The sequence below is a fragment of the Nocardia sp. bgisy134 genome (assembly GCF_057708325.1).
On record NZ_JBYIRW010000011.1, the window covers coordinates 107,537 to 132,892 of the forward strand.

The 25,356-nt window shown below is 69.2% G+C and carries 26 protein-coding genes; 12 read left to right on the forward strand and 14 right to left on the reverse strand.

The features are described from left to right. Nucleotides 1–6: 6 nt before the first annotated feature. The 7 genes from AC3ERS_RS20445 to AC3ERS_RS20475 all read right to left on the reverse strand — a co-directional run bounded on the left by AC3ERS_RS20445 (nucleotide 7) and on the right by AC3ERS_RS20475 (nucleotide 6,761). Nucleotides 7–1,164: an acyl-CoA dehydrogenase family protein gene (locus AC3ERS_RS20445; RefSeq protein ID WP_431969642.1), complete on the reverse strand. Its 1,158-nt coding sequence runs from the start codon at nucleotides 1,162–1,164 to the stop codon at nucleotides 7–9. Nucleotides 1,165–1,259: 95 nt separating this feature from the next. Then, nucleotides 1,260–2,018, reverse strand: coding sequence for a DUF8020 domain-containing protein (locus tag AC3ERS_RS20450; RefSeq protein WP_431969643.1), 759 nt, complete (start codon nucleotides 2,016–2,018; stop codon nucleotides 1,260–1,262). Between the two features lie 77 nt (nucleotides 2,019–2,095). Beyond that, the gene (locus AC3ERS_RS20455) at nucleotides 2,096–3,346 is read right to left on the reverse strand and encodes an ABC transporter substrate-binding protein (protein ID WP_431969644.1); all 1,251 of its coding nucleotides are present in this window, start codon (nucleotides 3,344–3,346) and stop codon (nucleotides 2,096–2,098) included. Continuing rightward, on the reverse strand, nucleotides 3,336–4,391 hold the full coding sequence (locus AC3ERS_RS20460; RefSeq protein ID WP_431969645.1) for a branched-chain amino acid ABC transporter permease: 1,056 nt from the start codon (nucleotides 4,389–4,391) through the stop codon (nucleotides 3,336–3,338). Before AC3ERS_RS20460 ends, AC3ERS_RS20455 begins: the two co-directional genes overlap by 11 nt. A gap of 5 nt (nucleotides 4,392–4,396) precedes the next feature. Beyond that, entirely contained in the window at nucleotides 4,397–5,284 is an 888-nt protein-coding gene (locus AC3ERS_RS20465) for a branched-chain amino acid ABC transporter permease (protein ID WP_431969646.1), read from the reverse strand. Then, nucleotides 5,281–6,006: an ABC transporter ATP-binding protein gene (locus AC3ERS_RS20470; protein ID WP_431969647.1), complete on the reverse strand. Its 726-nt coding sequence runs from the start codon at nucleotides 6,004–6,006 to the stop codon at nucleotides 5,281–5,283. Before AC3ERS_RS20470 ends, AC3ERS_RS20465 begins: the two co-directional genes overlap by 4 nt. Continuing rightward, nucleotides 6,003–6,761, reverse strand: a complete 759-nt coding sequence (locus AC3ERS_RS20475; protein ID WP_431969648.1) for an ABC transporter ATP-binding protein — start codon at nucleotides 6,759–6,761, stop codon at nucleotides 6,003–6,005. Before AC3ERS_RS20475 ends, AC3ERS_RS20470 begins: the two co-directional genes overlap by 4 nt. 227 nt (nucleotides 6,762–6,988) lie before the next feature. Here AC3ERS_RS20475 and AC3ERS_RS20480 point away from each other — a divergent pair, with 227 nt between their 5' ends. The 4 genes from AC3ERS_RS20480 (at nucleotide 6,989) to AC3ERS_RS20495 (ending at nucleotide 11,493) form a co-directional block, all read left to right on the forward strand. Next, nucleotides 6,989–8,272 (forward strand): PucR family transcriptional regulator, encoded by a 1,284-nt coding sequence (locus AC3ERS_RS20480; RefSeq protein ID WP_431969649.1) that lies wholly within the window; start codon nucleotides 6,989–6,991, stop codon nucleotides 8,270–8,272. 79 nt (nucleotides 8,273–8,351) lie between these two features. Continuing rightward, entirely contained in the window at nucleotides 8,352–9,833 is a 1,482-nt protein-coding gene (locus AC3ERS_RS20485) for a long-chain-fatty-acid--CoA ligase (protein ID WP_435590742.1), read from the forward strand. Nucleotides 9,834–10,401: 568 nt separating this feature from the next. Further along, on the forward strand, nucleotides 10,402–10,803 hold the full coding sequence (locus AC3ERS_RS20490) for an STAS domain-containing protein (RefSeq protein ID WP_431969651.1): 402 nt from the start codon (nucleotides 10,402–10,404) through the stop codon (nucleotides 10,801–10,803). 198 nt (nucleotides 10,804–11,001) lie between these two features. After that, on the forward strand, nucleotides 11,002–11,493 hold the full coding sequence (locus tag AC3ERS_RS20495) for a hypothetical protein (RefSeq protein WP_431969652.1): 492 nt from the start codon (nucleotides 11,002–11,004) through the stop codon (nucleotides 11,491–11,493). A gap of 4 nt (nucleotides 11,494–11,497) precedes the next feature. On the opposite strand, the gene AC3ERS_RS20500 is transcribed toward AC3ERS_RS20495, so the two are convergent. Both AC3ERS_RS20500 and AC3ERS_RS20505 read right to left on the reverse strand, forming a co-directional pair. Further along, entirely contained in the window at nucleotides 11,498–12,451 is a 954-nt protein-coding gene (locus AC3ERS_RS20500) for a helix-turn-helix transcriptional regulator (RefSeq protein WP_431969653.1), read from the reverse strand. Nucleotides 12,452–12,602: 151 nt separating this feature from the next. After that, entirely contained in the window at nucleotides 12,603–12,794 is a 192-nt protein-coding gene (locus AC3ERS_RS20505; protein ID WP_431969654.1) for a hypothetical protein, read from the reverse strand. A 198-nt stretch (nucleotides 12,795–12,992) separates the two neighbouring features. Here AC3ERS_RS20505 and AC3ERS_RS20510 point away from each other — a divergent pair, with 198 nt between their 5' ends. Continuing rightward, nucleotides 12,993–13,484 (forward strand): VOC family protein, encoded by a 492-nt coding sequence (locus AC3ERS_RS20510; RefSeq protein WP_431969655.1) that lies wholly within the window; start codon nucleotides 12,993–12,995, stop codon nucleotides 13,482–13,484. A 1-nt stretch (nucleotide 13,485) separates the two neighbouring features. Here AC3ERS_RS20510 and AC3ERS_RS20515 read toward each other — a convergent pair whose 3' ends face one another. Further along, nucleotides 13,486–14,091 (reverse strand): TetR/AcrR family transcriptional regulator, encoded by a 606-nt coding sequence (locus tag AC3ERS_RS20515; RefSeq protein WP_431969656.1) that lies wholly within the window; start codon nucleotides 14,089–14,091, stop codon nucleotides 13,486–13,488. Nucleotides 14,092–14,165: 74 nt separating this feature from the next. Here AC3ERS_RS20515 and AC3ERS_RS20520 point away from each other — a divergent pair, with 74 nt between their 5' ends. The 3 genes from AC3ERS_RS20520 (at nucleotide 14,166) to AC3ERS_RS20530 (ending at nucleotide 16,191) form a co-directional block, all read left to right on the forward strand. Further along, nucleotides 14,166–14,573 carry a RidA family protein gene (locus AC3ERS_RS20520; protein WP_431969657.1) on the forward strand — a complete coding sequence of 136 codons (408 nt, stop codon included), beginning with the start codon at nucleotides 14,166–14,168 and terminating at the stop codon, nucleotides 14,571–14,573. A 133-nt stretch (nucleotides 14,574–14,706) separates the two neighbouring features. Then, nucleotides 14,707–14,970, forward strand: a complete 264-nt coding sequence (locus AC3ERS_RS20525; protein ID WP_431969658.1) for a cold shock domain-containing protein — start codon at nucleotides 14,707–14,709, stop codon at nucleotides 14,968–14,970. A 432-nt stretch (nucleotides 14,971–15,402) separates the two neighbouring features. Continuing rightward, on the forward strand, nucleotides 15,403–16,191 hold the full coding sequence (locus AC3ERS_RS20530) for a helix-turn-helix transcriptional regulator (RefSeq protein WP_431969659.1): 789 nt from the start codon (nucleotides 15,403–15,405) through the stop codon (nucleotides 16,189–16,191). Between the two features lie 84 nt (nucleotides 16,192–16,275). On the opposite strand, the gene AC3ERS_RS20535 is transcribed toward AC3ERS_RS20530, so the two are convergent. From AC3ERS_RS20535 to AC3ERS_RS20545, 3 genes are all read right to left on the reverse strand, one after another. Beyond that, nucleotides 16,276–17,085, reverse strand: coding sequence for a VOC family protein (locus tag AC3ERS_RS20535; RefSeq protein ID WP_431969660.1), 810 nt, complete (start codon nucleotides 17,083–17,085; stop codon nucleotides 16,276–16,278). A 172-nt stretch (nucleotides 17,086–17,257) separates the two neighbouring features. Then, a complete protein-coding gene (locus AC3ERS_RS20540; protein WP_431969661.1) occupies nucleotides 17,258–18,325 on the reverse strand; it encodes an alpha/beta hydrolase in 1,068 nt (355 codons plus the stop codon). Between the two features lie 105 nt (nucleotides 18,326–18,430). Next, nucleotides 18,431–19,303, reverse strand: coding sequence for a LysR family transcriptional regulator (locus AC3ERS_RS20545; RefSeq protein WP_431969662.1), 873 nt, complete (start codon nucleotides 19,301–19,303; stop codon nucleotides 18,431–18,433). Nucleotides 19,304–19,364: 61 nt separating this feature from the next. Here AC3ERS_RS20545 and AC3ERS_RS20550 point away from each other — a divergent pair, with 61 nt between their 5' ends. Continuing rightward, a complete protein-coding gene (locus tag AC3ERS_RS20550) occupies nucleotides 19,365–20,360 on the forward strand; it encodes an aldo/keto reductase (RefSeq protein ID WP_431969663.1) in 996 nt (331 codons plus the stop codon). A 264-nt stretch (nucleotides 20,361–20,624) separates the two neighbouring features. Then, a complete protein-coding gene (locus AC3ERS_RS20555) occupies nucleotides 20,625–22,031 on the forward strand; it encodes a hypothetical protein (RefSeq protein WP_431969664.1) in 1,407 nt (468 codons plus the stop codon). Here the strand turns inward: AC3ERS_RS20555 and AC3ERS_RS20560 are convergent. Then, entirely contained in the window at nucleotides 22,018–23,001 is a 984-nt protein-coding gene (locus tag AC3ERS_RS20560) for a TIGR03557 family F420-dependent LLM class oxidoreductase (protein ID WP_431969665.1), read from the reverse strand. The genes AC3ERS_RS20555 and AC3ERS_RS20560 overlap by 14 nt on opposite strands. A gap of 225 nt (nucleotides 23,002–23,226) precedes the next feature. Between AC3ERS_RS20560 and AC3ERS_RS20565 the strand changes: the two genes are divergently transcribed. Together AC3ERS_RS20565 and AC3ERS_RS20570 are read left to right on the forward strand one after the other, a co-directional pair. Further along, a complete protein-coding gene (locus tag AC3ERS_RS20565) occupies nucleotides 23,227–24,228 on the forward strand; it encodes a glycosyltransferase (RefSeq protein WP_431969799.1) in 1,002 nt (333 codons plus the stop codon). An 87-nt stretch (nucleotides 24,229–24,315) separates the two neighbouring features. Beyond that, entirely contained in the window at nucleotides 24,316–25,332 is a 1,017-nt protein-coding gene (locus tag AC3ERS_RS20570; protein ID WP_431969666.1) for an iron-containing redox enzyme family protein, read from the forward strand. The last annotated feature ends 24 nt before the right edge of the window (nucleotides 25,333–25,356 follow it).

Sequence of the window (25,356 nt, forward strand, 5' to 3'; positions counted from 1 at the left end):
AAACCGTTACAGACCCATGTCTTTGGCGATGATCATGCGCATCACCTCGCTGGTCCCGCCGTAGATCCGGTTGACGCGGTTGTCGGCGTAGAGCCGGGCGATCGGATACTCGGTGATGTAGCCGTAGCCGCCGTGCAACTGGAGGCAGCGGTCGATCACGCGGGAGGCGGTCTCGGTGCAGAACAGCTTGGCCGAGGCGGCGTCGGCGGGGGTCAGCTCGCCGCGGTCGTGCGCGGCCAATGCCCGATCGACGACTGCTTCGGCTGCGTCCACCTCGGCGCGGCAGGCGGCCAGCTCGAACTTGGTGTTCTGGAAACTGGCCACCGGCTTGGCGAATACCAAACGGTCCCTGGTGTATTGGTGCGCGAAGCGCACGGCGGCCTTGGCCTGGGCGTAGGCGCCGACGGCGATGCTGAGCCGTTCCTGCGGCAGGTTCTGGCCCAGGTAGGAGAAGCCGCGGTGCTCCTCGCCGAGCAGATCCTCGACAGGCACCCGGACATCGGTGAAGGTCAGCTCGGCGGTGTCGGAGACCTTCAGGCCCAGCTTGTCCAGCTTGCGGCCGACGGAGTAGCCGGGCGAGGCGGTGTCCACCACGAGCAGAGACAGGCCGTAGCGGCGGTCCTCCGCCTTGGTCGGAGCGGTGCGCGCGCACACGATGACCCGGTCCGCGTGCACGCCGCCGGTGATGAAGGTCTTGGAGCCGTTGAGCACGTAGTGCGTGCCGTCCTCGGACAGGGTCGCGGTGGTGCGGATGCCCGCGAGATCCGAGCCGGTGCCCGGTTCGGTCATGGCGATGGCGAACATGATGTCGCCGCTGACGAATCCGGGCAGCCAGCGCTGCTTCTGCTCCTCGGTGGCCAGTGCTTTCAGGTACGGAAGGCACAGCGACACATGCACGCTGGAGCCGCCGAAGGACACCGCGGCGCGCGCGATCTCCTCGGTCAGGACCGCCTGGAAGGAGAACGACTCGATCCCGGCGCCGCCGTATTCGGTGGGGACCTCGATGCCGAACACGCCGAGTTCGCCGAGCTTGCGGTAGAAGTCGCGCGGCACGATGCCGTCGGCGTACCACTTGTCGTACTCCGGGACGACCTCGGATTCGATGAAGGACCGGACGGTCTCCCGGAACGCCTCGTGGTCGGCCTCGAAAACTGTTCTGCGCACGATGATTTCCTTCCTCGTCGGGCGGCGCCTGGCACCGCCGCGCAGGCCTGCCCGGTTGTGCGCCGGACAGGCCTGCGGGATCTTTTCTTGCGGTGTTACTTCGGGGGAGCCGGAACCGAGGGGTCCTTGCAGTAGGGCAGTTCCGCCGGGCAGGGGGCGATGATGGTGGAGAAGTACTGGAACGCCGAGAACAGCGCGATCGGACCGCCCACCGTGATCAGACCGACCATGGCGCCCACCGCGCCCAGCGTCGCTGCGCCGAGCACGCACCCGGCGATGGTGGCGCCGACCCAGGGGAGCAGCAGCGCGATCACCGGGCTGGCGACCGTCGCGCCCGCCGCGCCGCCCAGCAGGCAGCCGACGCCGCCGCCGAGCACCGCGCCGACGACGGCGCTCACCGCGGCGCTGATGGTCATCCGCTGAGCGAACACGCCGAGCGCGGATTGGTCACGCGGGGTGAAGGATTCGGCGACCTGCTTGGCCGCTTGATCCGTGCTGATGACCTCGTTCGGCGACACGGCGGCCACCGGCGTTCCGCCCTCGCGGGACGGCGTCAGGATCGCGCGGTCACCCTCGACCCGCGCCGCGATCGGGTACGCCATGGCGTCCATGCGGTAGGTGAGCGGCACGGCCGCGACCGGGGTGTCGTGCGTGTCGGTGACCACCAGCTGGTCCGCGACGACGCGCAACTTGCCGTCGCCGATGGTCACCACGGCGGAATCACCCTGGCGGGTGACCTCGTAGCGCACCGCAGCCTGTTCCTCGGCGGGCTGGGCGTTGGTGACGCCCGCGCCGCAGACACCGACGGCAACGGCCGCCATAGCTGCGGTCACGACGCTGTTTCGCAGTTTCATTGTTGATCCTCATCGATCGGTTTTCTTCGTGCTTGCCGACGACGCCGGAGTGCGCCGCGGCACGTAGTGGGGGAGTGTTACCTGCCGGTGTTGATGACGTCGCCGGTCAGCACCCAGTGGTCACCCTCGAACCTCTGGATGCGCAGGGACTCCATCGGGAAGGCGTCGCCTTCGCCGGTCTTCAGCGTGATGCCGGGCAGCAGCAGGTCGATGCCGACATCGTTCAGCGAGCGCATGGCGTCCCGAAGTCCCTCGCGGGTGGGGCATTTCGCGGCTTCCATCGTCTTGTGGAAGCTCTCGGCGGCCGACCAGCCGACCAGGGTGTACTGGTTGGTCGGGTCGGCGCCGGGCGCGTACTTGGCCAGCTTCTCCTGGTAGCCGCGCATCGCGGGGTCGCCGGCCCACTGCGGGTCGGACGGGTCCTTGGTGAACGCCGCCGACACCACGCCCTGGGCGTTCTCCAGGCCGACCGGCTTCAGCGTGCTGACGGTGTTCGCGACCTGGGTCAGGATGTGCAGCGGGTTCCACTCGGCGTTGCGACGCTCGGCGGCCAGCGCCTGCGAAGCGAACTTCGGTGTGGAGAAGTTCAGCAGCACATCGGCTTTCGAGCTGGCCAAATTGCGCACCTGCGGTTCCACGGTCGGGTCGGTGACTTCGTAGCTCTGCTCGGCCACCACCCGGACGCCGCTGCCCGCGACGGCCTCGGTGAAGCTGTTCAGCAGATCTTTGCCGAAGTCGTCGTTCTGGTAGAGCACCGCCACCGTCGCGTCGGCGCGCTGCTGCCTGACGTACTGCGCGAAGGCGCGGCCTTCGGCGCGGTAGCTGGGCTGCCAGCCGATGGTCCACGGATGCTTCTCGTCCGCACCCCACTTCGTCGCACCGCCCGCGACGAACACCTGCGGCACCGTGCGCTGGTTCAGGTAGTCCCACACCGCGGAGGAGGTGGGGGTGCCCAGCGTCTGGAAGACGGCGAACACCTGGTCCTGCTCCACCAGCCGCCGGGTTTCCTCGACGGTCTTCGGCGGCTGGTAGCCGTCGTCGCGAACCAGGTACTCGACGGTGCGGCCGCCGATGCCGCCGTGTTCGGCATTCAGGTAGTCGAAGTAGGCGCGGACGCCCTTGGGCAGTTCGCCGTATGCCGAGGCGGGTCCCGACAGTGGGTAGACCCCGCCCAGCTTGATGCTGCTGTCGGTGATGCCGGTGGTCTGCTGACCGCTGCACTCGCCCTGCCCGACGGTGCTGCCCGTATCGCCGCGGCCGCCGCAGCCGGAGACCGCGAGTAGGACGGCGACCGCGACGCCGGCGGCGCGGATTGCCTTAGTACGCATTGTTCTTCCCTTTCCGAACGAGACGTTCGAGCCAGCGCGCCGTGCGGCCGAGGAGTCCGGCCAATCCGTTCGGCGCGAGGTACATGACCGCGATGATCAGCAGTCCGAAGATCACTCCCGGTGCGGCCTGGTTCAGGTCCTGGGCGAAGCTCGGGACGTACATCACGAACAGCCCGCCGAGGAGCGGTCCCCACAGGCCGCCGAGCCCGCCGACGACCAGTCCGGCCAGCAGCGTGATGGACAACCCGACGGCGAAGGAGTCCGGCGAGACGAACCCGATCACCCAGGTGTAGACGCAGCCCGCCGCTCCGGCGAGCATGGCGCCACACGCGAAGGCGAGCGTCTTGTAGAAGGCCAAGCGCACGCCCATCACCTCGGCGGCGATCTCGTTGTCGCGGATCGCGTGCAGCGCACGGCCGACCCGCGACCGCAGCAACCCGGCCACCAGGAGGAAGCTGACGACGGTGACGAGCAGCGCCAGGAAGTACAGCCACTGATCCTCGGCCAGTTCGGTCCACGCGGGCGGCGCGGGTTTGGTCAGCGTGAGTCCCATGGAACCGCCGGTGAGCGACTCGAAACGCTTGAGCAGCGGCACCAGGAAGATCGCGATCGCGAGGGTGACCAGTGCCAGATACAGTCCGCGCAGCCGCAGCGCCGGGATGCCGAGGGCGAAGCCGAGCGCGAAGGCCACCGCCGCCGCGACCGGCAGCGTCGCGAAATACGGTGTGTCCCAACGGTCGAGCAGCACGGCGCTGGTGTACGCGCCGACGGCGAAGAACGCGCCGTGCCCCAGCGAGATCTGGCCGGTGTGCCCGACCAGCAGGTTCAAGCCGAGCAGTGCGACCGCGTAGATCATCGCGAGCGCCAGCTGGAAGGTGCGGAACGGCACCAGCTGGAACGGTGCGAGACAGGCGAGCAGGAGCAGTGCTCCGATCCCGAGCCACGACCAGTGCGGCAACGGAAGACGCCGCGACGCGGTGCGCGAGGGGGCTTCGGGCGTCGGAGTCGCTTCCTCCGCCGCGAGTGCAGTGTGTTGAGTTCCCATGTCACTCATACCCGTTCCACCACCGCGTGACCGAAGAGACCCTGCGGCCGGAGCAGCAGGACGCCGAGGATGATCACCAGCGGCACGCCGATCTTGAGTTCGGTGCCGATGACGTCGAGATAAGCGCCGGTGAGGGTTTCGGCGACGCCGACGATCAGTCCGCCCGCCACCGCGCCGCCCGGGCTGTCGAAGCCGCCGAGCGTCGCCGCCGCGAAGGCGTAGATCAGCACGCCGCCCATCATGTTCGGCTCGAGGAACAGCAGCGGCGCCGACAGCACGCCGGACACCGCGCCGACCAGTGCGGCCAGGCCCCAGCCCAGCGCGAGCACCGTGCCCACTTTGATGCCGACCAAGCGCGCCGACTGCGGGTTGCAGGCGACCGCCCGCATCGCCAGGCCGATCTTGGTGTAGCGGAACAGCAAGTACAGCAGCCCCATCACCGCGGCGACCACCGCGAGCACGCCGATGCTGCCGTACCCGGCGGTGACCCCGCCTGCGCGGAAAGCGCCCTCCGGGAACGGGTTCGGGAAGGACTTGACCTGATAGGACCAGATCCAGCCCGCCGCGGCGTTGACGAAGAAGAACAGGCCGACGGTGACGATCACCAGCGTCAATTCCGGCGCGCCCTCGACGGGCCGGATGATCACGCGTTCGATCAGCATGCCGCCGAGGAACGACACCACCAGTGTGGCGGGCAGCGCCAGCCAGAACGGCAATCCGCTCTGGACGAACTGCCAGGCCAGGAAGGCCGAGAACATGGCGAGCTCGCCCTGTGCGAAATTGACGATGCCGGTGAACCGATAGATGAGCACGAGCGCGAGAGCGAGTCCGGCGTAGATCGCCCCGGTCGTGAGGCCTTCGATGAGTTGTTGCAGAAATCCGGCCACGGTCACACCCGATATCCGAGATAGGATTCGGCGACCTGCTTGTCGGCCTTGATCTGGGCCGCGGTGCCGGACAAGACGATTCGGCCCGTTTCCAGGACGTGCGCCCGGTGCGCGGTGCCGAGCGCGAGATGCGCGTTCTGCTCGACGACGATCACGGTGGTGCGCTCCTCTTCGTTGATGGTGTGCACGATCTGAAAAAGCTCCTGGGTGACCAGCGGCGAGAGGCCGAGCGATGGCTCGTCCAGCAACAGCAGCCGGGGCCGCGACATGAGCGCCCTGCCGATCGCCAGCATTTGCTGCTGACCGCCGGACAGTCCGCCCGCGGTCTCGCGCAGCTTGTCGCGCAGGATGGGGAAGAAGTCGAAGACCCGGCGCAGGTCGGCCTCGGTGCGGACGCGGTCGCGGTGCTGATAGGCGCCGAGGCGCAGGTTGTCCTCAACGGTCAGCGGCAGGAAGGTGCCGCGGCCCTCGGGCACGTGCGCGACGCCGAGGCGCGCGATCGCCTCGGGGGTGCGGCCGGTGATCTCGGCATCGTCGAGCCGGACCGCCCCGCGGACCCGGATCATCCCGCACAGCGCGCGCAACAAGGTGGTCTTGCCCGCGCCGTTGGGACCGAGGATCGCGCAGACCTCGCCGCGGGCCACCGAGAAGCTCAACCCGTGCAGCACCTTGGCGGCGCCATAGCCCGCGCGCAGGTCGGTGACGGTGAGGAACGCTTCGTCGCTCATGCCGCCGTCCCCAGGTAGGCCCGGATGACCGCCGGATCGCGTTGCACCGCTTCGGGTTCGCCCTCGGCGATGACCTTGCCGAACTCCAGGCAGATCACGCGGTCGCAGGTGCCCATCACGAATCCCATGTGGTGTTCGACGACGATCACCGTCAGGTCGAACTCGGCGCGCAGGGCGCGCAGGCGTTCGGCGAACACGTCGACCTCGCCGTGGCTGAGTCCATTGACCGGCTCGTCCAGCAGCAGCAGTCGCGGTCCGACGGCCAGTGCGCGCGCCAGTTCGATCCGCTTGAGCGTGCCGAACGGCAGTCCTTCGGCCGGATGGTCCGCGACGTCGGCGAGGTCCAAGCGCTCCAGCAGGGCGTCGACCTCGGCGCGCAGCCGCCGCTCCTCCCGGCGCACCCCCGGCAGGCGCAGGCTCGCGGAGACGAAACCGGCGCGGGCCCGGTGGTGGGCGCCGACCAGGACGTTGTCCCGGACCGACATGCGGGGGAACAGGCCGAGGTTCTGGAAGGTGCGGGCGATGCCGAGCCCGGCCAGCGCGTCGGGACGGACCGTCAGCAGGTCGTCGCCCCGGTAGCGCATGGCGCCTTCGGTGGGCTGGTAGCGCCTGGTCAGGCAGTTGAACAAGGTGGTCTTGCCCGCGCCGTTCGGACCGATCAGGCCGACCATCTCGCCCGGCGCCACGGCGAAGCCGACGTCGTGCAGGGCGGTGATGCCGCCGAAGCGAACGGTCAGGTGGGATATCTCGAGCATGCGTCCTCCGACCCGCGTCCGAGACGTGGGTGAAAAATTCCGAGCGGGTCGGCGCAGTCTTCGCAGACTGGCCTGTGGATCGTGGTCAGCGTAAAGACGCTGGTCAGGGCGCACATCGGACGCGGAGGCCCAATCTCGGCCGTCCGGTTTGTCCGGCGTGGACAGGGGTGGATGTCTCGTTCGGGCCGGTTGACACCCCCGACGAGGGCCGTGGAGTATGCCGGGTTATGTCAGCTGGATCACATTCGATCGGGGTTTCCGCACCGGTCCACGCCGAGCGCACGCGGATCGTCGGCAGCGTCTTCGAGCACGCGCACGACATCGCCGACGCGGGCATGTCCGCGATCCTGGCGCAGGTCCCCGGCTACGCGGCGCGCGACACCGCCTTCCACGCCGACGTGCACGACCAGCTGACCCGCCTGTGCCGGACCGGGCTCGGCGCGCTGCTGGACAAGCGCCGCGTCACAGCCGCCGACATCGCCTACGCCAGGCGGGCCGCGGCGCGCCGGGCGCAGTCGGGGCTGACGCTGGTCGACTACATCTCCGCGTTCCGGCTCGGACAGCAGGCGATCTGGAAATCGCTGGTCGCGCACGCGGGCGATTCGGAGGCCGGGCGCGACGCCGCGCTCTCGATGGTCGTTCCGCTCACCCGCTACTGCGATTTGATCAGCACCCAGGCGGCCAACGCCTACCTCGAATTCCAGCAGTACCTTTCCGCCGAGGCCGGTCGCGACAGCCGGGAGCTGGTCGAGTGCCTGCTGGACGGCGTCCTGCCCGACCGGGGTCCGCAGCTGGCCACCGCGCACGCGCACGGCCTCGGCACGGAGCGGAACACGGCCATGGTGGCGGTGACGGCGGTCGTGTTGCGGACGGCGGATCGCGGGCAGCCGGGTGATTCCGAAGCGGCGGCCAGGCACATCGCCTCGGCCGCGCTGGCGCGCACCGGGGTCAACGGGCTGCGCACCCTGTCTGTGGTGCGCGGGCCGGAGATCGTCGCGATTCCCGCGCTCGGTCGCGACGGCGCCGCCGACGAGCTGTGCGCGCGGTTGCGGCGGACCCGCGACAAACTGCACGCCGAGGGCATCACCCTGGCCATCGGCATCAGCACCGCGTTCACCGAGGTCGCCCAGCTACCGCGGGCCTACCAGCAGGCCCGCTCCGCGCTGGACCTGCTGCCCGAGGGCGGCGGCGTGCTGGCCCTGCCGCATCTGTCGCCGTTCCGATACCTCATGCTGCGCGCCGACGACACCGTCCGTCAGCTGGTGGATCCGCGGATCGCCGCCGCGCTGGCCGAGGACCGGATGCGGGGCGGGATGCTGGCCGACACCATCCGTGCCTTCGCCGCCGCCGACATGAACCTGCGCGAAGCCGCCGACGCGCTGCGCATCCATCACAACACCGCCAAGTACCGCCTGCGGCGGATCCAGGAACTCACCGGCCGCAACGTCCGCAGCGTGCACGATCTGGTCGAGTTGCTCGTCGCGATCGAGCTGCACGCCGCCCCGAAGTAACGCGCCAAAGAGAAACTTGCACCGCTAGTTTCACTGCTCTACGGTGGCAGAAACTTGCATCGTTAGTTTTGGAGGTGGCATGAACGCCACGCTGTCGTTGGCGAGCATTCTGGCCGAGCAGGCGCGCCGCCGCCCGGACCGGATCGCGTTGATCGAGGGCCCGCAGCGCATCACATTCGCCGAATTGTGGGCGCAGGCCCGCGAACAGGCCGGCGCTCTTGTCGAACTCGGGGTACGCCCCGGCGATCGCGTCGCGCTCATGTGCCCCAACACCGCCGAGTTCCCCCGCGCCTACTACGCCATCCTCGCCGCGGGCGCGGTGGTGATCCCGGTGCATCTGCTCCTGACGGCCGACGAGACCGCGCACGTGCTGCGCGACAGCGGGGCGACGCTGCTGGTGTGCCACGAGCAGTTCGCCGGTGTCGGGCAGGTTGCGGCGGCCGCGGCGGGCATCGGCTGTCACGATCCGAATACCCTTGTGGCGGAACCGATCGGCTCGTTCGTCTCGCGCGCACCTGGCGACCCGGCCGTGGTGTTCTACACCAGCGGCACCACAGGCAAGCCGAAGGGCGCCGAGCTCAGCCATCTGAACATGGTCATGAACGCGACGGTGAACGCCTTCGACGCGAACGATGTGCGGAGCGACGATGTGGCGCTCGGCGCGCTCCCGCTGTTCCATATCTTCGGCCAGACCGTCTCCATGAACTCCACCTGGCGCGCGGGCGCGACGCTGGTGTTGCAGCCCCGCTTCGACCCCGACGCGGCGATCCGGCTGATGCACGCCGAGGGCGTCAACACCTTTCACGGCGTGCCGACGATGTACGTCCGGTTGATCACCGCCGCCACGAAACTCGGTGCGCCGCACCTGCGTTTGTGCATCTCGGGCGGTGCGTCGCTGCCGCAGCCGGTGCTGGAGACCTTTCACGACCTGTTCGGCACCCGGATTCTGGAGGGATACGGGCTCTCGGAGACCTCGCCGACCGCCGCGGTGAACCAGCCGGACTTCGGTCCGCGCGCGGGCACCGTCGGGCACGCGGTGTGGGGCGTGGAGGTGGAGATCGCCGACCCCGGAGTGCCGGACGAGATCGTCCTGCTGCCCAGCGGAGAACTCGGCGAGATCGTGATCCGCGGGCACAACGTGTTCAACGGATACATCGGCAACCCGGGCGCCACCGCCCGCGCCGTGGTGCAGGGCTGGTTCCGGACCGGCGATCTCGGCGTGAAGGACGCCGACGGGTACGTGACCATCGCCGACCGGATCAAGGACATGATCATTCGCGGCGGCTTCAACGTGTACCCCAGCGAGGTGGAAGAGGCGCTGCTGTACCACCCCGCGGTCGAGGCGGTCGCGGTGATCGGCCTGCCCGACGAGACCTACGGCGAGGAGATCTGCGCGGTCGTCGTCGCAGGCGGACCGCTGACCGCGGAGGAGGTCGTCGCCTTCGGCCGCGAGCGCCTGGCCAAGCACAAATATCCGCGCCGCGTGGAGTTCGTCGACCAGTTGCCCCTCGGCCCGAGTCACAAGGTTCTCAAGCGCGAACTCGTGCGTCGCTACGGCTGAAACCCCCTGGTAGCCGGATGTCATCCGAAGGCATGTCCGTTACCGATCCGGGTAGGCGAGGAGCGGGTGGAGGATGACGCCGGAGAGGAGGTGTTCGCCGTGATGATGGACATGTTCGGGCAGCTGATCGAGATGCTGCGCGGATTGTGGACCGACATGTTCCCCGGCATGCCGATGATGATGTGACGCAGCGTCGAAGAAGGGGGTCCATGACGAAGAAGGGGGTTCATGACGGGTTGGCAGCCGAACCGCAGGGGGATCCCAGGGGGTTTCCAGCAACGGCCCCGGCGAGCAAGCGCAGGTAGACAGGTCCTTCGCCGCAACAGGTGAAAGTCGATCGGCTACCGGCCTATGCTTGGAGCACAACAAAGGAGGGCGGCCGGGGCCGCGGATCGTGGCTACGATCGCGCGACGCCGAGGATCGAAGGACAGGACCGGCCGCAGGCTGAGATCTTCAGACGAGCACAGTTCCACGCGGTTCTCGGGCGAATCGCACCGACCAGGTGACGCCGTTCGACGGCGCCGTTCGGTCGACAGGTGGGACACCATCCCGTTGGGAGGTTCTGCGATGTCGACGAAAATCGTTGTGCGGTCCGGCGTCGGGCGAACGCACCACCACATGCGCGACAAGCGGCGGCCTGGGGGACGCTCGGTGGCCATGCGCGGCAATTGCGTGGTGATGGTGGTGGACGGCGAACTGGATCTCGCCGGGCTTCCCGAACTGTGCGCCGCGCTCGACGCCATTCCCGAGCGTGGCTGTAGCGCGGTCGTAGTCGACTTCCGTGCCACTCGTTTCGTCGGGATACGCGCCGCCCTCGCGTTGGGGGAGTACAAGCGACAGCTCGCCGAACAGGGCATCGACCTGCGCCTGGTGTCGGGTCACGCCGAGATCGACCGGGTGCTCGACCTGGTCGGAGTGCGCGCGCTGTTCTGCTACTACGTCAGTTTGGACGAAGCACTCGGATCGTGAGTCGCCCGCGCTGAATCCCTCCGGGCGCATGCGCTTCGTTTTCTGGACAGCGTCCCGCCGCGACTTCGTTCTCTGTGTTGTGGGCTCCGATCACGCATTGACAGGCTTGACTTCGGTGGTCGAGCCGCGTCGTCGGCGCGGTGGTCGCCGACAGTCGATCCCGCGCGGCCCAACGCTCGGGCGTGCGAAGGAGTTGCCATGCTCGAGACGAGCTTGTGGGCGTCCGAGCCCACCGCCGCGCAGCCCGTCGAGCAGCCCACGGCGGCGGTGCGGGATCTGCATGCGGTTGTCCGGGAACTGGCCAAGGCCTTTCCCGCGGGTGTACTCGCCGGGCTCACCGTCCGCTCGGGTGGCGAGATCGGGGTCAGGGCGTGGTCGTCACCGCGGGCGAAGCTGGCCGAAGAAGCGCAGCTCATCAGCGAGTCCGCGCCGAATCGGCTGGCGCTGAACGAGGAATCCGCCGTGATCGTCGCCGATCTGGAGGCCGAGACCCGCTGGAGCGAGTGCCGTGCGCAGTTGCGGCTGCTCGGTCTGCGGTCGCTGCACTGCCGCAGGGTGCCGGGAGCGAACGGCCGGGTCGCGGTGCTCGCGCTCTACGCCGACCGGGTGAACGTCCTCGACGGAGACCTGGACGACGCGGTGGAGCGCGCCTGCCGCGAGATCGCGGCAATGCTGGACGGCGGCGCGTGACCCCTCAGTTGTGCAACGTCGTCTGCGGCGAGACGCCGTAGGTCTGGCGGTAGGTGCTCGCGAACCGGCCGGGATGCGCGAAACCCCAGTCGGCGGCGACGCTCGTGACGGTGTGCCCGCTGCCGGGCGCGGCCGCGAGCAATTGCTCGTGCGCGCCCGCCAACCGCACCATTCGCAGATACGCCATGGGCGTCGAGTCCAGGTGCCTGCGGAAGGCGAGCTGGACGGCACGGATCGTCACGTGCGCGCCCGCCGCGATGTCGGCCACGGTGATCGGCTCGGTGGCGTGCGCATCGATGTAGGCGATGGCGCGGCGCAGGGTGTCCGGGTGGGCATCCCTGCGATCGACGATGGTCGGATCCGGCGACGCGTTGTTCGGGAAGGCTTGCAGCACGCTCGCGGCTAGGCACTGATCGGCCGAGGCAGCGATGAGCGGCGATTCCCGCGCCTCGGGCACGGTGAGGACGTGCTGGTGCAGCCACCGGATCACCTGGCGCAATTGGGCGACCGCGGTGTCCGAGACCGGACGATGGTGCAGCAAGCGCACCGGCTCGGCGCCGCGGCCGGGGATCGCCGCGGCCACCTGGGCGAGCAGTTTCGGGTCGAACATGGTGAGCCGGTAGCGCGCCCGGCGCACCACGCCGGAATACGGTTCGTCCGGCGGCGCGATCAGCGCGAAGTCGCCGGGCACGAAGGTGTCGGTCGCGCCGTCGGCGAAGGTTTCCTCGATGGCGCCGCTTTCCATGTCGCACAGGCACACGCGCCCGAGCGGATCGGCACGGTAGGCCATGTCGAATCCCAGCTCCAGCTGGTCGACGCTGATCGTGCCGAGCACGTCACGGGCCAGCTGCGCGCGCGTCCGCTCCTGACTGCTGCCGATCCGCATCTTCGTGTAGGCCGCGTTCAGCATGGCTTCGGTCGCGGCGAGATCCTCGCTGTCGAAAACGAACGTGTCCATCGCTGCTCCGCCTCGGCCGTGCCCGCTGGGGGCGACTGCGTCGAATCATCGCCCGCAGCGGGTCGTCGCGCGATCGCACCGGGGTGAGACCCACCAATGTAGTCCGATTCTGGTGCGGCCGTGCCGAAGCGTGGACGGGTCGGCGGATGTGTCAGGGTTGCGGGTTGTCCGGTGGGGCCGGGCGCGGGAGTTTGGGGCGAGGGGTCAGGACGTCCTCGTCGGACGGTTCGGGATCGCGCCATTCGTCGGCGTGGTTCGACGGGCTGGCGTGCAATGCGCCGTGTAGCTCGCGGACGAGTTCGTCATCGCGCTTGGGTCCGTGCTTGCTGTTTCCGCGTTCCATCGTGTCCTCCTCTCGCGCTGGCCGATGGTGCCGCAGCGGTACTTCGCCGGTTACCCAGCGTCGCGGCAGCGAATCCGGCGGACCGGATCCCGGCGATCTAAGTCGTTCGAATTGATGGATTAAGCGAAGTCGCTTAACGTCGGTTCATGAACGACAGGTATTCACGAGCCGACCCGACGATCGAACACAGGACCCGGTATGGGTTTCAGTGAGGGACCGATCACCCAGATCGCGTGGGTGACCGCCGATATCGAGAAGGCGGAACGCTTCTTCGTCACGCATTTCGGCGTGCGGAAATGGACACGCATCCCCGGCGTCGAATTCGGCCCGCGCACGTGCACCTACCGGGACCGTCCCGCCGATTTCACCGCGCACATCGCGCTGTCGTATCTCGACGACATGCAGCTCGAATTGATCGAACCGGTACGCGGGGAGAGCATCTACGCCGACTTCCTCGCCCGCTGCGGTCCCGGCCTGCACCACGTGTGCTTCGAGCCGGACGACTTCGACGCCGCCGTGGACGCGGCTGCCCGCGACGGCCTCCCGGTGTTGCAGAGCGGCGACATGGGCGGGGACATGCGTTTCGCCTACATCGACGGCGCCTCCGAGGGCGTGCCGTATATAGAACTGGCCGCCATCGGAGACGGCATGCGCGCGTTCTTCGACGAGGTGAAGCGCTCGGCGTCCTGACTCAGAGCCGCCAGCCCGCGCGCACCGATCGGCGGCAGCGCGTCCGCTCGTCGCCGGCCGCGACGAACAGGGCGGTCAGCAGGGGAACGCCGTTCGCCAGGGTCGCGCGCGGGAGCGGGCCGGTGGCGACGAGCGAAGCGAGGCCGTGGCCTATGGTCCAGCTCTGGGTGGCCAGCTCCAGCGAGTCGACGCCGGATCGGAGGCGGCCCACGTCTTTCGCGCGGTCCACGGCGACCACCAGGCGATGCAGCGTCTCGTCGGCGGCGGCCGAATCCTCCAGTTCGAAGCCGGCGTCGAACATGACGCGATAGAGGTCGGGATTCTCCAGGGCGTTCACGACATAGGCGGCGCCGAGCGCCGCGAGATCCCGTACCGGATCCGATGTCTCGGCCACCTCGGCGAGGGTGGCCGAGAGTCGGGTGAAGCCCTCCTGCCGCAGCGCGCGCCACAGGCCGTCCATGCCGTCGAAATAGGTGTAGACGGCCATGGTCGACACGCTCGTGCCCGCCACCAACCCGCGCAAGGTGACCGGCTCCCGCCTGCGGAGCATCTGCGCGGCGCGCTCGAGCAGCATCGACCGCACGTGCGGATTCTTGGTGCGCGCCATGGCGCAACAATACATAGCATTGTTATGGTTTGGTCGGCCGCAGCCGCGGAACCGAACGACGTGGAGGAGTAGCCATGGCCGTGACGCTGGTCAATCCCGAGGGGTTGCCCAAACCCGAGGTGTACCGCCAGCTTTCGATCGCCCAGGGCAGCAGGCTGGTGTTCCTGGCCGGGCAGGTGGCCCGAGACGCCGAGGGCAACAAAGTGGGAGAGGGGGATTTCGCGGCGCAGGTCGAGCAGGCCTACCTCAATGTGGCCATCGCGCTCACCGAGATCGGCGGCTCGTTCGACGACGTCGCGAAGCTGACCATCTACGTGGTCGACTGGAATGAGGAGAAATACCCGCTGCTCGGCGAGGGCGTGGCGCGGGCGGCGGCGAAACTGGGTATCGACCCGGTCAAGCCGATCACGCTGCTCGGTGTCGCCGCGCTGGGCGAGCCCGACCTGATGGTCGAGGTCGAGGCGACCGCCGTCCTCGACTGACCCGCCGTGCGCGCCACATCGGCGCGCGCGTCCGGCAACATCGACCCCGGGCACTGTTTCGATCACGGCGAATCGGGAAATCCGCGGGCACCGGCTGCTCGTAGGGGGCGGCTAGGACCCGGAGGTGATGCCCATGACGCCTGCACGGTCGGGAACTGCGAGCTGGTCGCGCGGGACGGTGGCGTGGTTCGACGCGCCGAAAGGGTTCGGTTTCATCGAACCCGCGTCGGACCCACGCGCATTGGTGTACGTGGACTATTCGAGTATCGAGATGGTCGGCTATCGCACCCTCGTGGAGGGGCAGCCGGTCGCGTTCATCCGATCGCGGGAACGGCCCGAGGCCGTTGTCGTGCGTGTGCTGGCCGAGGGCGTCCGCAAAGGGCGAGTGGCGGCCTGAACGCGAGCGCTCGGACGGGCCGGCGGCAGTGGCCGGCCCGTCCGAGCGTTCGCGTGTGCGGTCAGGCTCGCGCTACCTGCGCGTTGCTGTAGCGCCGCCGGTATCCCGGCGGGCGGGCGCTGTCGAACAGCCGGTTCGACCGCTCGGTGACTCCGACGCCTCGGCGGCCGGGACGCGAACCCGGTCGCTGATTTCGATGCGGCCGACCAACTCTCGACATCGCCGTTCCCGTATTTCCCCTGGTAGCGGCTGTAGCGTCGGGGATAGCACTCGGCAATCGAGTGGCGAACCGGGCCGACACGCCGCGCTTGCGGGCGGGCTCCGATTAGCTCGATCATTGCCGTCGCTGCCCGTTATTCTGCGAGGCAATCGGTCGCCCAGCCGGTTCGACGCCGGTGCACCGCGGTGCCCGACGTGCCCGGGAGGATTGCTGTGGTCGAACGGCCGAGCGGAGACGGCGACCGGCATACGGTGCGCCCGCCGACATTCGGTGGATGGCTTCGGCAGCTGCGCGACGATCGCCGCATCTCCCGGGAGAAGCTCGCCACCGTCACCGGCATGAGCGCCAGCTACGTCACCCACCTGGAGAAGGGCGAGCGCGATCACCCGACGCGGTCGGTCGTCGAGGCGCTGGCCCGCTCGCTGGACGGCGTGTGTGCCCTGAGCCGAGCCGAGCGCAGGCATCTGTTCGATCTGGCGGGGCTGGCCGACACCGTGATTCCCACGGTGGCCCAGTTGCGCGCCGACATCACCCCGGCGATGCGGCGCGGGCTGGAGCTGCACGACCCCAATCCGGCGGGCTATGTCGACTCCCGCTGCAATCTGTTGGCCTGCAACGCCGTCGCCTCCGCCATGCTGCACGACCTGCCCGAGGGCGCCAATCTGCTGCACTGGATCTTCGGCGACCCGGTGGCCGAAGACGTCCTCGTCGACTGGGAACAAGCCGCGCGACTGTCGGTCGCGACGCTGCGGGCGCGCATGGGCCGCACACCGCCCGGCGAATGGTCGGCCGCGCTGCTCGACGAGCTCGGCAGGTATCCGGACTTCCGCCGCATGTGGGGCGACGGCGTGGTGGATTTCGCCGACGCCTCGGCGGTCCTGCGTCTGCGTGAGCGCGTGACCCGCCGGCCGATCGTCGTCGACTTCCAGATGTACGAGGTGGACACCGGAGGCTATCCGGGGTGGGTTCGCTTCTTCGTCGGCCTGCGCCGCGCGGCCTGACGGGCGGCGGACCGAGTCCGCCCGCGCACTGTGGGTGCGCGGGCGGAGCTACGCCAGTGGCGCTTTCCGGTGCGAGGCTGTCGGTCAGCTCGGCGTCGGCGGCTGGCCGACGGCGCGAGTCGGATCGATGACCGCGAACACCTCGCCCTGCTGTCCCCGGAGCACGCCCATCCTGCCGAAGGGACTGTCGTCGGGTCCCGCCAGCACGGCGGCGCCGAGCTCGGCCGCCTTGGCGAGCGCGGCGTCGGTGTCGTCCACCTGGAACCAGGCCAGCCAGTGCGGGGGCGCTTCGGTCTGCCGCCCCTTGGTGTCGTCGTTGATGCCGCCCGCGACGTCGCTGCCCGACGGCACGGTGAACGTCGAGTAGACGAAGTTCTGGCCGTCGCCGATCTCCTGGTAGGTGTAGCCGAACACCGAGGAGTAGAACTGCTGCGCCTGCTGGTAGCCGGGGGTGTGCAGCTCGTTCCAGCAGTACGCGCCGTGCTCGTTGTAGATCCGCGCGCCGGTGTGCTGCTTGGCTTCCCACACGCCGAAGGCCGCGCCGGTCGGGTCGGTGGCGACGAACATGCGGCCGACATCGAGCACGTCGAACGGCGGCATCAGGACGGTGCCGCCCGCGGCGGTCACCTTCTGCGCCACATCGTCGGCGCGATCGGCGGCGAAGTAAGTCGTCCACACCGAGGGCATCGCCATGTTCTCCGGCTTGGGTCCGATGCCCGCCGCCGCGGATCCGTTGCGCATCGCCATCAGATAACCACCCGCTTCCGGCGGGCCCTCGTCGATCTCCCAGCCGAACAGCGCTGAGTAGAACTCCTTGGCCCGAGCGGGGTCGTCGACCTGGCAGTCGACCCAGCACGGCGTGCCCTGCGGCCAAGCGGTGTCACGAGTAGGCATATCCGTTCCTCCTACTGATCGAAGATCAATGAGTGGATGTCAGCATTGCCTTGGCAACCGGTCAGTCACCCAGCGTAAACCGATCCGTCGCGCCGGCTGGCGCGAATGCCGGGGGAGGAATCGCCGGGAGCGGCCGGACTCTCGCCGCGAACCGAATCCATACCCAGCTGGATCAGGCAGGCAGCTCCAGGCCACGCGCCAGTACCGGCCAGGACAGCTTCAGCGCGTCGAGCCAGTAACCCCAGGAATGTGTTCCGGTCGGCGGGAAGTCGTAGGTCGCCGGGATGCCGAGCGAATTCAGCTTGGCTTGCAGATTGTGGCTGCAGTAGTTGACGCCCGCCTCGATCAGGCCGCCGAGGAGCACCTGGTTCGCCAGTCCGCCCACGCCGGGCAGCGCGAACGGGCCGTCGAGCGTCTCGTAAGGGCCGGGCAGCCCGCTGCCGCTGGAGATGAACAACTCCACCCCGCGCAATTTCTCGGCGTTCACGTACGGGTCGTTGGCCGCCCACATCGGATCGCCCTCCGGGCCGTACATGTTGTCGGTGTTGCCGCCGCCCCACACCCCGACGGACAGGTTGACGAACGAGTACCCGATCGGATCGCTGATCTGCGCGCATCCGCTGTAGGCCGCCGCCGCGCGAAAGAGACCGGGCGCCGCGATCGGCAGTTGCAGCACCGAGGTACCCGAAGTCGACAGTCCCGCAATCGCATTGAGACCGTTGGTGCCCAGCGCGCCGTCGATCAGCGGCGGCAGTTCCTGGGTGAAGAAGGTCTGCCATTTGTTCACACCGAGCTTCGGATCCGGCTCCCGCCAATCGGCGTAGTAGCTCCACGCGCCACCGATGGGCTGCACGACGTTGACGTCCTTGGTGCCGAGGAATTCCAGCGCCTGCGGTGTGCGGTGATCCCAGTTCGCGGTGCCCTCGCCGCCGTCCGCGCCGGAGAGCAGATACAGCGTCGGGCGCGGTACGGACGTGTCGGCCGGTCGCTGCACGGTGATGGTGACCGGCTTGTCCATGGCCGCGGAGTACACGCTCAGCGTCAGGTGCCGGTCGTCCACGACGGTGTAATCCACTATGCGCGAACCGCCCGCCGCCACCGGGTGCGCGAACAAGACGTGGTTCGCCGTGATCGGATCGGTGTTCTGGGCGTGCGCAGTGCCGGGGACGAGCGTGCCGACCGTCGCCGCGGCGACCGCCGCAAGCACGATCGCGGGCCTGCCGAGCGCTCGCCGCGCCATGGTGTACCTCCGTGACTCGTCGGTGGTCCGTCGCACACGTTCAGGCACACCGTACTGGCTATCGAGTAACCACTCGGCTATCTCCGCGCGGCGTGCCGCACCGTCTCAGTGCTCGGTGAGGCAGTCGACGAACAGAGCGGTGGCCGGTCGCGTGTCGTCGCGGCGCCACGCGACGGCCAGCTCGGCCGGATCGAGACCGTCCACCGGGCGATACACCAGGCCGGGCCGTCGATACAGGTCGGCGTTGCCCGCCGCCACCAAGGCGACGCCGAGCCCCGAGGCGATGGCCTCGAACGTCTCGTCCGCCCCGGTGGTTTCGGCGCCGATGCGGACCGGATGCCCGCCGCGTGCCTCGATCGCCAGCCAGTGATCGCGCAGCGACCCGGCTGCGCTCGGCAGCGCGACGAACGGTTCGTCGAGCAGATCGGTGAACGCGATCGTGGCGAGGTCGGCGAGGGGGTGACCCTCGGGCAGCATCACGCCGCGGGATTCGCGACGCAGGATTCGGGTGCTCAGCCCGTCGAGCGGGATGGGCAGCCAGACGATGCCGACATCACTGGAGGCGTCGGCGAGCCCGGCCGTCGGATCCGACCAGCCGACCAGGCGCAGCGAGACGGTCCAGTCCGGCGCGGTCGCGCGGAACCGGGTGATCGCGCGGCGCTGCAAGTCCCGTCCCACCGCAGTCTGCATGCCGACCACGAGGGTCCGCGGGCGGCCGATCGCCTGGGCGCGCGGGTAGGCGCGGTCCCATCGTTCGAGGATCTCGCGCGCGGCAGGCAGGAGTTCGGCGCCCTGCGCGGTGAGCGTGACGCCGCGCGGCGTGCGGTCGAAGAGGTCGAAGCCGAGGCGGCGTTCCAGTGCCCGGATCTGCTTGGACAGCGCGGGTTGCGAGACGAAGACGCGTGCCGCGGCCCTGGTGAAGTTGGCCTCCTCCGCCACCACGACGAGGTAGCGCAGGTCCCGCAGATCGACGTCCATAACGGTTGGTTATACCAACATGACTTGGACGGCGCGGTGCGTCGTCGGCGAGAGTGGTGTCATGACCAAGATCCCCGTGCGCCACCTCGGCGAAATCCCGGTATCCGCAGTCGGTTTCGGCGCAATGGTGCTCTCGCCGGGCATGTACGGAGCCGTCGACGACGACCGCGGCCGCACCGCGCTCCGGCACGCCTTCGACCAGGGCGCCACGCTCGTCGACACCAGCGACGGCTACGGCGCCGACGGCCACAACGAACAACTGATCGGTCGCGCGCTCCGCGGCCGCCGCGACGAGGTCACCGTCGCCACCAAGTTCGGCTTCCGCATCCCCGAAGGCGCCGCGGCGCACAAATTTCCGGTCGGCTTCGCGTTCGGCGAGCTGGCCGTCAACGCCGAGCCACGCTACGTGCGCGGCTACGCCGAGCAGAGCTTGCGCAATCTCGGCACCGACGTGATCGACCTGTACTACCCGCACTTCCCCGATCCCGAGGTGCCGATCGAGGACACCGCGGGCGCGGTCGGTGAGCTGGTGGCCGACGGCCTCGTGCGCTATCTCGGCCTGTCCAACGTCACCGCCGAGCAGTTGCGCCGCGCGCACGCCGCGCATCCGGTCCAGGCGGTGCAGGCGGAATGGTCCATGTGGCGTCCGGTCGATCCCGAATTGCTCGCGACCGCACGGGAATTGGGTGTCGGTGTGGTCGCGTGGAGCCCGTTGGGCGCCGGATTCCTCACCGGCACGGTGGATCGTGTCGGCGACGACGATTTCCGCGCCAATCTGCCCCGGTTCGACGCGGCCAATCTCGCCGCGAACAACGATTCCTACGCCGCGCTGCACGCGATCGCGACCGAGCTCGGCATCAGCCGGAGTCAGTTGGCGCTCGCCTGGCTGCTGCACCAGGATCCGCACGTGGTCCCGATTCCGGGCAGCCGCACTCCCTCCCATATCGAGGACAATCTGTTCGCGGCGAACATCGGCCTGCACGCCGATACGCTGCGTCGCGTCGACGAGGTCCTCGGCGGCGTGCAAGCGGTGGGTGCGACGCTGCTGGAGAACTGATCTCGGCAGAGCGGTCGATCTTCGTGGACCGCGCGCCCGCGGACATCTCGGTGGCGGTTCCGCGTCAGCGCGAGCGCGAACGCGCCGTCCATGATTCGATGGGACATCCTTATCCCCGTCGTGTCGGACCCGGCGCGCCGACTGGATTCGCGACGCGGCAAATCTATAGTTTTGCTGGCAACGACGCATCGACTATGAATGTGGGGTGTTGTTCACACTCGTGATCACTTGCCTGCCATCGGATCTCCACGGTCGGAGGTCGATTTGACCATAGAGCACCCCATCGAGGACGAGGTCACGCAGCTGGCGCGACGGGTCGAAAAGGCCCGCGGACGGCTTGCCTATCAGTTCGACCCGGCTCTGACCGAGGCGTTGTCCGAAGACGAACTACACGCCGAACGCGACCTCGCCGAGCGAATTCGCGAACAGGACCGTGGACAGCGGTGGAAAGAGGTACAGGCCGCCGCGGTCGCCTCCGACCGCGCCAGGCACACGGCGGAGGAAATCGCGAAGGCCGATATGCGAGATCTGTTGCTCGCCCGCAAGGCGATTGCCGCGCAGCGGCGCGAATCCAGTCCGCACGCGAAGCTCGCCTCGCTGTACCGACACCGCGCCTGGTCGCTGCGCGCGCTGGCCGGTGTGGTCGGTGCGGGCATGCTGTGGTCCGCGGTCAACGTGCAGCACAATATCGCGCCGGGCGGAGCGAAGGATCCGCTCTACTGGTTCAGTTATCTGCTGGAAGGGATGATCAGCGTCTGTCTGATCATCATCATGATCGGCACCAACAAGGTGGCCGAGTGGGGCGTCATCGACAACCGGCGTCAGGTCGCCGCCGCCGAGATGGCGCTGCTGACACTGACCGTCGGTCTCAACACCTACCCGTACCTGCGGGGCGGCCAGTGGTACGAGGTGGCCGTGCACGCGATCGCCCCGGTGATGATCGGTGTGGCTCTGCTGATTCACGACGCCGCCAGCGCGCGGTACGGCCTCGCCATCCATCGGGCCACCGAACAGGTCCGCGAACTGCCCGATCCGGCCGAGCAGATTCGGCGCAGCTTGCCCGCGGTCGTCAATCTGCGGGCGGCTGCGGCGGCCGCGGCAGCGGGTGCTCCCGTGGTGCACGTCGCCGAGCGGGAGATCGTCGAGGAGCAGTACGCGCAGCCCGAGGTCGACGTCGAGCAGATCGTGCCCGATGTCGAGGACGCCTTCGCCGAAGCCCCGCGGGCCGCGAGCGGCAACGGGAAGGTATCGGTCAACGGGGTGGCAGCCCCGGCCCTGACCCCGAAGAAGCCCGAGCCGAAGAAGGTCGAAAAGCCCGCCGCGGCAGCGAAGGTGACCAAGCCGGTGGCCGAGCCCACCCCGGCGCGGACGCCGGAGCCGGTGGCCGCCAAGGTGGTCGTCCGGCAGACTCCGCCGCCGCCGACCAAGCCGATCGAGATCGACAAGCCGACCGCGGCGCGCCCGGTCAAGGAGAAGGCGAGCGCGAAGGAGCGCAACGCGGCGCCGCCGGATCCGGACGGCGCCCTCCACGAGGTGGTTCGCTCGTCGGGCATCTACGACACCGGCCAGTTCCGCATCGCCGAGGCGCTCGAACAGGAGCTCGCCGAGATGCAGGAGGCACGGCGGCGGGCGCGCGCAACCGCGAGGCGCTCGGCGCTCAGCTCGGACTAGCGGCGGGGGTGAGCGAGCGGCGCAGCTTCTCGTCGAGTTCGTCGCGATAGAACTCGAGGAAGCCGTCCGGGTCCGGTCCGGCGTTCTGGAGGACGAGATGGTCGAATCCGGCGTCGGTGTAGGCACGGACGGCTTCGACGTAGCGCTCCGGATCGGAGCCGCAGGTGAAGTGGTCGCGAATGTCCTCTTCGCGCACGGTGGCGCTGGCGGCGGCGAAGTTGACCGGATTGGGTAGTTCGCTCATGACCTTCCAGCCGGACAGCGCCCAGCGGGTCGTCTCCAGCGCGGCCTGCGCGCCGGTGTGCTCGTCGGGGGCCCAGGCCAGCGGCACCTCGGCGTAGCGCGGCCCCGTGCCGCCGTTCTCGCGGTAGTGCCGGACGATCCCGGGGTCGGCGGTGGTCGCGAAAAGGCCGTCGCCGAGTTCGGCCGCGAGCTTGGCGGACGACGAGCCGCCCGCCGCGACCGCGATCCGCGGCGGCTCGTCGGGCAGATCGAAGATCCGCGCGTCCGAGAGATGCAGGTACTGGCCCTCGTAGGACCGATAGCCGCCGCTCCAGAGCAGCCGGATGATGTCGAGCGCCTCGCGCAGCATGTCGTGGCGCACCCGCACCGAGTCGGGGAACTCCAGGCCGACGATGTGCTCGTTGAGCCGTTCGCCCGAACCGACGCCGAGGGTGAAGCGTCCGTCGGACACCAGCGCCATGGTGGCGGCGGCCTGCGCCACGATCGCCGGGTGGTAACGCAGGATCGGACAGGTCACGCCGGTGGCCATGCCGATGCGGTCGGTCCGCGCCGCGATGGCGCCGAGCACCGTCCAGGCGAACGGGGAGTGGCCCTGATTGTCGAGCCAGGGGTGGAAGTGGTCGCTGATCTCGACGAAATCGAAGCCGGCGCGCTCGGCCTGCACGGCCTGGCGGATCAGCTCGGCGGGGCCGAATCCCTCTGCCGCCAGCTTGTATCCGATCTGCATCGCTGCCTCCTCGGCTCGGTGGTGTCGCTGGTGGACCACCGACCGCCTACCCTCGTCCGCTTTCGGCAAACGAAGCGCCGAGGTCAGCGGGGGCGAACGTGATCTAGGTTTGTCCCGCCCGCAGCCGGGTAGATCCGCATCATCGCAGGTAACAGCAGTTCCGCCGGGAGGTCCGATGGCCACAACGGAAACCGGCGCGTGGCCCACCGGACAGTGGAGGGCCACGTGATCGGCTACTACATCCACCATCACGGCTCGGGTCATCTGCTCCGCGCTCGCCGTATCCGCGCCTGCCTCGCCCAGCCGGTGACCGCGCTGTCCGCGCTGACCGTGTCCGGCGACGAGGTCTTCGACGACGTCGTCCACCTGCCCGCCGACAACCCCGCCGCGGTGACCGCCGACCCCACTGCCGCCGGGGTTCTGCACTGGGCACCCCGCCACGACCGGGGGCTCGTCGAGCGGATGGCGACGATCGCGGCGTGGCTCGCCGACACCCGGCCGGATGCGGTGGTGGTGGACGCGTCCGTCGAGGTCGCGCTGCTGGCCCGGCTGCACGGCGTGCCTGTCGTCTGCATGGCGCTGCCCGGCGCCCGCGGTGATCCCGCCCACCAGCTGATGTACCGCGTCGCCGACCGGTTGATCGCCGGGTGGACGCGCGATCTCTACGATCCGCTGTGGCTGCGCCCCTACGCGGACAAGACCCGCTACGTCGGCGGCATCACCCGATTCGACGGCCGCCCCCCGGCGTTCCCGCCACCCGACGGGCGGCCGACCGTGCTGGTCGTCGGCGGTGCGTGCGGCGGGGCGTTCACCGCGGCGAAGGTGCGCGCCTGCGCCCTGCGGCACCACGAATACCATTGGCGCAGTGTCGGATTGGGTGATCTGGTGGACGATCCGTGGCCGGAGCTGTGCCGGGCCGACGTTATCGTGACGCACGCGGGGCAGGGCGCGGTCGCCGATGTCGCCGCCGCCGCCAAACCCGCCGTCGTGGTGCCCGCGCCGCGCCCGTTCGGCGAACAGGAAGCCATTGCGCACACGCTCGCCTCGGCCGGGATGGCGATCACGGTGGACGGCTGGCCGGATCTCGACGACTGGCCCGCCCTGCTGGCACGGGCGCGCGACCTGGACACCGGCCGCTGGCGTGCGTGGCAGACGCGTGGCGCGGCCGTGCGGGCCGCCACGACGATCGCCGAAGTCGCCGCCGAGCGGCTGCGCTGCGTCTCGTGACAACCGCTGCGTCTCGTGATGTCTGAAGGGTCCAGGCAGCGTCACTACTGGGCGATAACCGCCGCCCGAGCCGGGTAAGCGACCAGCATGACAGCGATCGTGGCCCCGGAAGCCCTCCCTCTGCCCGACCCGCGCGGTGATCTGTCCGCGGCGGTGGTCGATCTACTGCGCGGTGCGCCGGGGCGGGCCGCACCGCGGCCGGGGCCGGTCGATCCGTTCGGCGAGGATCTGCTCCTCGCGCTGCACACCTGCTACGAGCTGCACTACTACGGTTTCGCGGAGGTCGATCCCGGCTGGGAGTGGGATACGGCCCTGCTGGCGTTGCGTGCGGCGATGGAACAGCGACTCCTGAACGCGCTGCGCGACGCGGTCCCCGGCGGGACGGATCTCGAAGCAGAACTCGAACAGCTGCTCGTCACGCCGGTGGAAGCGCGCGGGCCCAGCCAGTTCCTGCTCGATCGCGGCGAATGGTGGCAGATGCGGGAGTACCTGGTACACCGCTCGCTCTATCACCACAAGGAGGCGGACCCGTACGCCTGGGCGATTCCCCGCCTGCGCGGCCAGGCGAAAGCGTCGCTGGTCGCGGTCGAGTTCGACGAGTTCGGCGGCGGGCGCGGCGAACGGGTACACGCCCGGCTGTACGCGGACCTGATGGCCGCGGCGGGCCTGAATCCGGACTATCTGCACTACCTGAACGTCATCCCCGCGCCGATGTTCGCACTGATGGACACGATCTCGTTGTTCGGTCTGCACCGGTCCCTGCGCGGGGCCTTGGTCGGGCATTTCGCGACCGTGGAGATCAGCTCGCCGCCGGGCGCGCAGCGGATGGTGCAGGCACTGCGCCGCCTCGACGCCGACCCGGCGTGCACCCTGTTCTACCGCGAGCACGTGGAAGCCGACGCGGTGCACGAACAGGTCATGCGCCGCGACGTGATCGGCGATCTGCTCGCCCAGGAGCCCGCGTTGACCGAATCGGTGGTGTTCGGCATCCAGGCGACGAACCTGCTGGAGGACCAGTTCGCCGATCATGTGCTCGACTGTTGGGAGGCGGGGCGCAGTTCGCTGCGCGACAGTGAGCGGGTTTCGGCGACGCGGGCCGATTAGGTCGGCGCGATCCGGCTACCCGCT